This window comes from Streptomyces hainanensis (assembly GCF_004348415.1).
Classification (GTDB): Bacteria; Actinomycetota; Actinomycetes; order Streptomycetales; family Streptomycetaceae; genus Streptomyces; species Streptomyces hainanensis.
Map to the genome: position 1 here is coordinate 1 of NZ_SMKI01000341.1, position 8,602 is coordinate 8,602.

An 8,602-nucleotide genomic window follows, 5' to 3' on the forward strand; every position below is an offset into this window, starting at 1 on the left:
GCGTCCGAGCGCCGATGGGCGGCATGGGCGACTCCGGGCTCGGCAGGCGGCACGGCGCGGAGGGGATACTCAAGTACACCGAGTCCCAGTCCGTGGCCGAGCAGCGACTGGTGCCGATGGGGTCCGCCGCCCGCGCGACGCCGCGCGCCTGGGTGTCGCGGGTGGTCGTCACCGCCTCGACGAACTCGTCGGCGCCCGCGTAGCTGCCGGCGTCGGGCGTCGCCTGGTCGAGGTAGCGCCGGGTGGTCTCCGCCGCCTCGGCGGCGCCGTCGTTGCCGCTCGCGCCCTCGCGGAAGCCGTCCGGCAGGTAGTACAGGCCATCGGACATCTCGGTCCCCATCTCGTCCGTCCTCCCCCTCACACGCCCGGCACGCCGCGGCGCGGTGCCCGCTTTCCCGCGGTGCCGCATCCGTCACGACGAGACTCCCGACCCGCCGAGCGTCCGGCAACGGAGACCGCCCGTCCCGGACAGACCCGGACACCCGGACGACGTCCGCGCAGGTCGGAGGTGTGGTCCCGGCCGCGTCCGGATCGCCACCGCGACCGGTTCTCTCGACGACTGCCGCCTCGGGGACGGGGCGATCGGGGCTCACGTTCCGGGAGTTGGAGAAGGCCGCCGAGCGCCGCGGCGACGCGCTGCCCCGCGGCACGGCGGCACGGCGGCACGGCGGCGGAGATGCCGCGCCGCGCGACGCCGGCATTACCTCGCGCGTAATCGACGCGTCCCGCCGCCCGCGGAAGTCTTGGGGCATCCCGGAGAGCCCGGGACCCATCCCGTGAGGAGCCCACGATGAGCGATCGAGGGACCGACTACCCGACCGTCGTCCAGCGCTACTTCGCCGCCTGGAACGCCACCACGGCCGAGGAGCGCGCGAAGGCCGTCGCCGCCGCGTTCACCGAGGACGTCACGTACACCGACCCGCTGGCCGACGTCCGGGGCCAGGACGCGCTGGCCGCCCTCATCGGCGACGTTCGGCAGCGGTTCCCCGGCTTCGAGTTCCGGGTCACCGGCACCCCCGACGGCCACCACGGCCTGGTCCGCTTCACCTGGGACCTGGTCGCCCCGGCCGACGGCTCGGCACCGGTCGCCGGGTTCGACGTGGCCACTCTGGACGACGCCGGCCGGATCAGGACGGTCAGCGGCTTTCTCGACCGGGTGCCGCCGCAGGCGTGACGGCGGTCTCCGCGACCAACTCCGGGAGGGCACGGGCCGTCTCCGGGTCCGCGGGAAGGAAGGTCTCCACCGCGAGCTCGGAGACGGTCACGTCCAGCGGGGTGTTGAACGTGGTGACCGTGGACAGGAAGGACAGCCGCCGGCCCGCCACCGTGATCCGCATCGGCAGCGCGTACCCGGCCGCCGCGACCCCGTCCCGCGCCGGCGCCGGCGCCGGGTAGCCGGCGACCTCCTCGTACACCGCGCGCAGCTCCGGCGAGGAGCGCAGCGCCAGGTGGTGCCGTACCCGGCCCAGCAGGTGGTCGCGCCACTCGGCGAGGTTGTCGATCCGGGGCGCGAGGCCCCGGGGGTGCAGGGTGATCCGCAGCGCGTTCAGCGGCGGGCGCAGCAGGACCTCGTCGACGCCGGCCAGCAGCGCCCGGACGCCGGCGTTGGCCGCCAGCACGTCGTGGGTGCCGTCCAGCACGAGCGCCGGGTTCGGCTCGTACGCCACCAGCAGCCGGTCGAGCTCGGCCCGGAGCGGGGCCATGGCCGCGTCGCGCAGCGGCGTCTCGGGGTAGGCGGGGGCGTGGCCGGCCGCCACCAGCAGGGTGTTGCGTTCCCGCACCGGCACGTCGAGGTGGTCGGCGAGCCGCAGCACCATGGCCTGGCTCGGCCGGGCCCGGCCGGTCTCCAGGAAGCTGAGGTGGCGGGCCGAGCTGTCCGCCCGCAGCGCCAGCTCGAGCTGGCTCAGCCCGCGCCGCCGGCGCCAGTCCCGCAGCAGGGCACCGAAGGGGACGTCCGGTGCGACGGGTGCCTCCGGGGTGCCCCGGACGGGGTCGGCGATGGTCATGCGCCGACCCTAGCCGCCCGCCTCCCGGCGCCCGACCCCCTTCCCCGAAAGCCATGCCCATGTCATTCTTGCGACGCGCGTAGACAGCGCCGTTACGCGCGCCCGCACGCAGTCGCATCACGACATCAGGACACCAGGACATCAGGAAGAGGTCTCCCGCATGCGCGTTCGCCCCCTCCTCGCCGCCCTCGCCCTCGCCGGCGCCGCGCTCACCGCGGCCCCCGCCACCGCCTCGGCGGCCCAGGCGTCGGCCGTCGCCCCGCTCGCGACGAAGATCACCCACTCCCAGGCCACCTCGATGTTCTCCTCGGCCGGCGTCACCTGGTCGTCCTCCGGCGGCTGTTCCAACCGCAACGTCCCGACGTGCACCTCGTTCGACCAGCTCAACCTCGCCACCGCGCAGGGCGCCCAGACCCTGCGGCGGGCCAGCGGCTGCGCCCTCAACATCACGGGCGGCACCGAGACCGGCCACGCCAGCGGGACCTACAGCCACTGGAACGGCTACAAGCTGGACTTCGCCCTGAACAGCTGCGTCAACTCCTACGTCACCAACAACTTCGCCTTCATCGGCTACCGCGGCGACGGCGCCGCCCAGTACCAGTCGGGCTCCGGCAACATCTACGCCCGCGAGGGCAACCACTGGGACGTCACCTACTACAACTGCGGCGGCTGCTGAACCCGCCCCCACCAGGTGCGGCGGGCCACCGCCCGCCGCACCGCCCGGGAGTCTGACCGGCGGATAAACGCGCGAGGGGCCCGCTTTCCGCGTGATACGCTGCTCCAGCGACAACACCCCGCCGGTCGGGGGTCGCGACAAGCCGGGTCCTGTGGAGCAGTTTGGAGTGCTCGCCACCCTGTCAAGGTGGAGGCCGCGGGTTCAAATCCCGTCAGGACCGCTTCGGCTGGGTAGCTCAGTTGGTACGAGCGTCCGCCTGAAAAGCGGAAGGTCGCCGGTTCGACCCCGGCCCCAGCCACCTTCCTTGAACGTCACGAAGAGCCCCGCGGATCATCTCCGCCGGGGCTCTTTCCCGTTGCCCCGTTCGACGCGCCCCGGCGGCCGCCGGGGCGGCGGTCGCGCAGGATCCAGAAGACCACGCAGGAGACCAGCGCCCAGCCGGCCAGCACCAGGTACGGCCGCGCGTGCTGGTGCCCGGGGAAGTAGATCGCGGTGTGCTGCGCGTCCACCGAGGCACCGGGCGGGAGCCAGCGGCCGATGACGCCGAGGGCGGTCGGCAGCAGCGGCCAGGAGACGGCGCCGCCCGACGAGGGGTTGCCCAGCATCACCATCAGGCCCCAGGTGGGCAGCAACGCCCAACGGCCGAAGAGGGTGTTGAACATCGCGTAGACCATGCCGGAGGTGAACATGGTGAGCGCCAGAATCCCCCACGACTGCGCCACCGGCATCTCCAGCGCCCCCAGCCACCAGTCCACCACCGCCACGATGGCGAGGGCGCCGAGCGCCGCGTAGCCCACCACGAAGGCCACCCGCTCCGCGGGGCGGAGCGCCGGCACGTTGACGGCGAGTTGGACGGTGCCGAGGAAGCCCATGATCACCGCGGCGATGGTGATGTAGAACACCGCCAGGCCGCGCGGGTCGCCGGACTGGAGGGGCTTGATGTCCCTGACCTCGATCTTCACGCCGGCCGCCTTTGCCGCCGGCGGGCCCTGCCTGGTCAGCAGTTCGGCGACGGTGGCACCGGCGGCGCTGGCCACGTCCATCTCGACACGGCGGTCCTGGCCGCGGAGGATCGCGAAGACCGACTGCGACTCCACCGCGTCCACAGCCTGTGGATAGTCGGCGTACCGGTGGATGCTCAGGTCGGCCCCCAGCCCCCGTTCCAGCGCGTCGACGAAGTCGCAGGCCTGGGCCTGGGGGCACCGCCCTGGGGGCACCTCCCAGCCGCCAGGCTGGGGGCCGTCAGCCGGGGGAGGATGGCCGACCACCGCCACCGGGATGTGCCGCGGCGTCGGGTTGGCCAGCGCGTAGGTGTAGCAGCCGGCGAAGGCCGCGGCCGAGGCGGCGACGAGCAGCGACACCACGGCGGCGGCGAAGTACGGCGTGCGCCGGAAGGCGCGCCAGCGCCCGCCGAGCCCCCGGGTCAGCCGGGGCCACCGCGTCGCCCCTGTCGCGCCTGTCACCCGGCCACGATATGCCCCAAGATCCCGCGAAGCGGGTCATATGCTACAAAGAGGGCGCCACGGACGCCGCCACTCCCGGCACGGGAAACGGCTCGCCGCCGCCCGGGCCGAGGTGAGACGCTTGGGTGCGTATGTCTACGCACCCCGCCTCCCTCTCAGCCCTCGCCGACCGGCTGCCCGGGCTCACCCTCCGCGACCAGCGCCGGCTCGGCCGCCGCCTCGACGGCGCGCGCCGCATCCGCAAGCCGGCCGCGCAGCAGGCCGTGCTCGCCGAGATCGCCGAGGCCCTCGACGCCGCCGAGTCGCACGTCGAGGCGCGCCGCGCCGCCGTGCCCACCATCAGCTATCCGGAACAGCTGCCGGTGAGCCAGAAGAAGGACGAGATCCTGGCCGCGATACGCGACCACCAGGTGGTGATCGTCGCCGGTGAGACGGGCTCGGGCAAAACCACCCAGCTCCCCAAGATCTGCCTGGAGCTCGGCCGCGGCGTCCGCGGCCTGATCGGCCACACCCAGCCGCGCCGGCTCGCCGCCCGCACCGTCGCCCAGCGGGTCGCCGACGAGCTGCGCACCCCGCTCGGCGAGGCCGTCGGCTTCAAGGTCCGCTTCACCGACCAGGCCAGGGACGACACGCTGGTCAAGCTGATGACGGACGGCATCCTGCTGGCCGAGGTCCAACACGACCGCGAGCTGAGCCAGTACGACACGATCATCATCGACGAGGCCCACGAACGCAGCCTCAACATCGACTTCCTGCTCGGCTACCTCGCCCAACTCCTGCCCAGGCGGCCCGACCTGAAGGTCGTCATCACCTCGGCCACCATCGACCCCGAGCGGTTCGCCCGGCACTTCGCGGACGCGGCCGGCGAGCCGGCGCCGATCATCGAGGTCTCGGGCCGCACCTACCCGGTGGAGGTCCGCTACCGGCCGCTCCTGGAGGAGGAGGCCGAGGCGCCGGACCGCGACCAGGTGACAGCGATCTGCGAGGCGGTGGACGAGCTCCAGGCCGAGGGCCCGGGCGACATCCTGGTGTTCCTCTCCGGCGAGCGCGAGATCCGCGACACGGCCGACGCGTTGGAGAAGCGGCGGCTGCCGCACACCGAGGTGCTGCCGCTCTTCGCCCGCCTCTCGCACGGCGAGCAGCAGCGGGTGTTCCAGCCGCACCCGGGCCGCCGGGTGGTGCTGGCCACCAACGTCGCCGAGACCTCGCTGACGGTGCCGGGCATCAAGTACGTGATCGACCCGGGCACCGCCCGGATCTCCCGCTACAGCCACCGCACCAAGGTGCAGCGGCTGCCGATCGAGCCCGTCTCGCAGGCCAGCGCCAACCAGCGCAAGGGCCGCTGCGGCCGCACCAGCGACGGCATCTGCGTCCGGCTCTACGCCGAGGAGGACTTCCTCTCCCGCCCCGAGTTCACGGACGCCGAGATCCTGCGCACCAACCTGGCCTCGGTCATCCTCCAGATGAACGCGGCGGGTCTCGGCGAGATCGAGCGCTTCCCCTTCATCGACGCGCCCGACCACCGTTCGATCAAGGCGGGCGTACAGCTGCTGGAGGAGCTGGGCGCGCTGGCCGGCGCCAGGCTGACCGACACGGGCCGGAAGCTGGCGCAGCTGCCGGTCGACCCGCGGCTGGCCAGGATGGTGCTGGAGGCCGGCCGCAACGGCTGCGGCCGCGAGGTGATGGTGATCGCCGCGGCGCTCTCCATCCAGGACCCTCGGGAGCGGCCGAGCGACAAGCAGCAGCAGGCGGACGCCAAGCACCAGCGGTTCCGGGAGGGCCCGGCCGAGGAGTCCGACTTCCTGGCACTGCTCAACCTCTGGGAGTACGTGCGCGAGCAGCAACGCGCCCTCTCCTCCTCGGCGTTCCGCCGGATGTGCCGCACCGAGTTCCTGAACTACCTGCGGATACGCGAGTGGCAGGACATCTACGCGCAGCTGCGCCAGGTCGGCCGTTCGGTCGGCGTGGAGGTGAAGGAGGGCGGCGAGCAGGCGCCCGACCCGGTGCGCGTCCACCAGTCGCTGCTGGCGGGCCTGTTGTCGCACCTGGGCCTGAAGGACACCGAGAAGCACGAGTATCTGGGCGCCCGGGGCGCGAAGTTCGCCGTCTTCCCGGGCTCGGCGCTGTTCAGGAAGCCGCCGCGCTGGGTGATGTCGGCCGAGCTGGTGGAGACGTCCCGGCTGTGGGCCCGGGTGAACGCGCGGATCGAGCCGGAGTGGATCGAGCCGCTGGCCCAGCACCTGGTGAAGCACACCTACAGCGAGCCGCACTGGGAGCAGAAGCAGGCGGCGGTGATGGCGTACGAGCGGGTCACGCTCTACGGCGTGCCGATCGTGGCGCAGCGCAAGGTCAACTACGGCCGGATCGACGCCGAGATCTCCCGCGACCTCTTCATCCGCAACGCGCTGGTGGAGGGCGACTGGAAGACCTCGCACCAGTTCTTCCACGACAACCGCCGGCTGCTGGCCGAGGTCGAGGAGCTGGAACACCGGGCCAGGCGGCGGGACATCCTGGTCGACGACGAGACGCTGTACGACTTCTACGACCAGCGGGTGCCGGAGTCCGTGGTCTCCGGCGCGCACTTCGACTCCTGGTGGAAGAAGAAGCGGCACGACGAGCCCGACCTGCTGAACTTCGAGAAGTCCATGCTCATCAACGAGCGGGCGGGGCGGATCACCAAGGACGACTATCCGGACACCTGGCGGCAGGGCGGGCTCTCGCTGCGGGTCACCTACCAGTTCGAGCCGGGCACCGACGCGGACGGCGTCACCGTCCACGTGCCGCTCCAGGTGCTGAACCAGATCACCGCCGACGGCTTCGACTGGCAGATCCCGGGGCTGCGGGAGCAGTTGGTGACCGAGATGATCAGGTCGCTCCCGAAGCCGATCAGGCGGCACTGCGTTCCGGCGCCCGACGTGGCACGGCGGTTCCTCGCCGAGGTGGGCCAGGAGCCGACCGGCGAGCCGCTGCGGGTGGCGATGGCCAGGGAGCTGACCCGGCTCACCGGCATCCGGGTCACCCCGGACGACTTCGACGAGAGCCGGATTCCGGACCATCTGCGGATCACCTTCCGCGGCGTGGACGAACGCCGTCGCAAAGTCTCGGGGAACGCGGAGGACAAGGACCTGGGGGCGCTCAGGGAGCGGCTGCGGCCGATGGCCCGCGCCGCGCTCGATCGCGCCTTCACCACCGCGACGACTCGGGCCGCCGGGCCGAGCGACGCGAGCCAGGCCACGGCCGGCGGGCCGGCCGGTGCCGGCGGTCCGACCGCCGGCGGCGTGGCCGGCCGGGCCGCGGCGGGTGCGGCCGAGCCGCGCGGCGGTCCCCGCACCGGCCTGACCTCCTGGACGATCGGCACCCTGGACCGGGTCTTCGAGACGCGGCGCGGCGGCCAGCCGGTGAAGGCGTACCCGGCGCTGGTGGACGAGGGTTCCTCGGTCGCGGTGCGGCTCTTCGACAGCGAGGACGAGCAGCGCGCGGCGATGGCGCGCGGCACCAGGCGGCTGATCCTGCTCAACCTCCCGTCGGATCCGGCCAAGTTCGCGCAGCGGCAGCTGGACAACGCGGCCAAGCTGGCGCTGGCCAGCTCCCCGCACGGCGGCGTGCCGGCGCTGCTGGCCGACTGCGTGAGCGCGGCCGCCGACCAGCTGGTCGCGGCGCACGGCGGCCCCGCGTGGGACGAGGAGGGGTTCCGGAAGCTCTTCGACGCGGTGCGGGCGGACATCACCGACCTGACGCTGCGGATCCTCGGCCGGGTGCGCGAGGTGCTGCTCGCCTGGGGCACCTGTGAGCGGCGGCTGCGGTCGATCACCAGCCCGGTGCTGGCCGAGTCGTCGGCGGACGTCCGCGAGCAGCTGGCCGGCCTGGTGCCGGCCGGCTTCGTGACCCGCCACGGCGCCCGCCGGCTGCCGGACCTGCTGCGCTATCTGACGGCCGTGGACCGGCGGTTGCAGCAGCTGCCGCAGCACGCCGAGCGGGACCGGGCCAGGATGGCCAAGGTGCGCGAGATGCGCGACGAGTACGCCTGGCTGCTGGAGCAGTTCCCGCCCGGCCGCCCCGTGCCGGCCAAGGCGGCCGAGATCCCCTGGATGATCGAGGAGCTGCGGGTCAGCTACTTCGCGCACGCGCTGGGCACGGCGTATCCGATCTCCGACAAGCGCATCGTGAAGGCGGTCGACGCGCTGGCGCCCTGACGCGGAAGCAGGTGCCGCGGGGCGCGGGAGGCGATTCGCTACGCGCCCGCCATCTGGGGTAGAGTCGCGCTCGCGACGAGGTCCTGTGGAGCAGTTTGGAGTGCTCGCCACCCTGTCAAGGTGGAGGCCGCGGGTTCAAATCCCGTCAGGACCGCAGTAGTTGTAAGGAAACCGGAAGCCCGGATCCCCCAGAGGGGATCCGGGCTTTTCCGTGTGCCGTGAGCGGGGTAAGCAGGGGGGCAAGGGGGAAGCGCAGTACGAGGG

At 72.9% G+C, this 8,602-nt stretch carries 6 protein-coding genes and 3 tRNA genes; 7 read left to right on the forward strand and 2 right to left on the reverse strand.

What is annotated here, in order from left to right; translation table 11 throughout:
• Both E1283_RS39990 and E1283_RS26110 read left to right on the forward strand, forming a co-directional pair.
• Positions 1-203: hypothetical protein (locus E1283_RS39990; RefSeq protein ID WP_425086230.1), on the forward strand; the 203-nt coding region annotated here is incomplete at its 5' end.
• Between the two features lie 587 nt (positions 204-790).
• The gene (locus E1283_RS26110; RefSeq protein WP_132820606.1) at positions 791-1,174 is read left to right on the forward strand and encodes a nuclear transport factor 2 family protein; all 384 of its coding nucleotides are present in this window, start codon (positions 791-793) and stop codon (positions 1,172-1,174) included.
• Here the strand turns inward: E1283_RS26110 and E1283_RS26115 are convergent.
• Positions 1,137-2,006, reverse strand: coding sequence for a helix-turn-helix domain-containing protein (locus E1283_RS26115; protein ID WP_132820607.1), 870 nt, complete (start codon positions 2,004-2,006; stop codon positions 1,137-1,139). The two genes, E1283_RS26110 and E1283_RS26115, sit on opposite strands and share 38 nt — an antisense overlap.
• A 160-nt stretch (positions 2,007-2,166) precedes the next feature.
• Here E1283_RS26115 and E1283_RS26120 point away from each other — a divergent pair, with 160 nt between their 5' ends.
• The 3 genes from E1283_RS26120 (at position 2,167) to E1283_RS26130 (ending at position 2,980) form a co-directional block, all read left to right on the forward strand.
• Complete coding sequence (locus tag E1283_RS26120; protein WP_132820608.1) at positions 2,167-2,682, forward strand: hypothetical protein; 516 nt, start codon at positions 2,167-2,169, stop codon at positions 2,680-2,682.
• A gap of 145 nt (positions 2,683-2,827) precedes the next feature.
• A tRNA-Asp gene (locus E1283_RS26125) sits at positions 2,828-2,902 on the forward strand.
• 4 nt (positions 2,903-2,906) lie between these two features.
• Positions 2,907-2,980 (forward strand) — tRNA-Phe (locus E1283_RS26130).
• 13 nt (positions 2,981-2,993) lie between these two features.
• On the opposite strand, the gene E1283_RS26135 is transcribed toward E1283_RS26130, so the two are convergent.
• Positions 2,994-4,145 (reverse strand): ABC-2 transporter permease, encoded by a 1,152-nt coding sequence (locus E1283_RS26135; RefSeq protein ID WP_132820609.1) that lies wholly within the window; start codon positions 4,143-4,145, stop codon positions 2,994-2,996.
• 131 nt (positions 4,146-4,276) lie between these two features.
• Here E1283_RS26135 and hrpA point away from each other — a divergent pair, with 131 nt between their 5' ends.
• Together hrpA and E1283_RS26145 are read left to right on the forward strand one after the other, a co-directional pair.
• Positions 4,277-8,338 carry an ATP-dependent RNA helicase HrpA gene (gene hrpA, locus E1283_RS26140; RefSeq protein WP_132820610.1) on the forward strand — a complete coding sequence of 1,354 codons (4,062 nt, stop codon included), beginning with the start codon at positions 4,277-4,279 and terminating at the stop codon, positions 8,336-8,338.
• A gap of 79 nt (positions 8,339-8,417) precedes the next feature.
• A tRNA-Asp gene (locus E1283_RS26145) sits at positions 8,418-8,492 on the forward strand.
• The last annotated feature ends 110 nt before the right edge of the window (positions 8,493-8,602 follow it).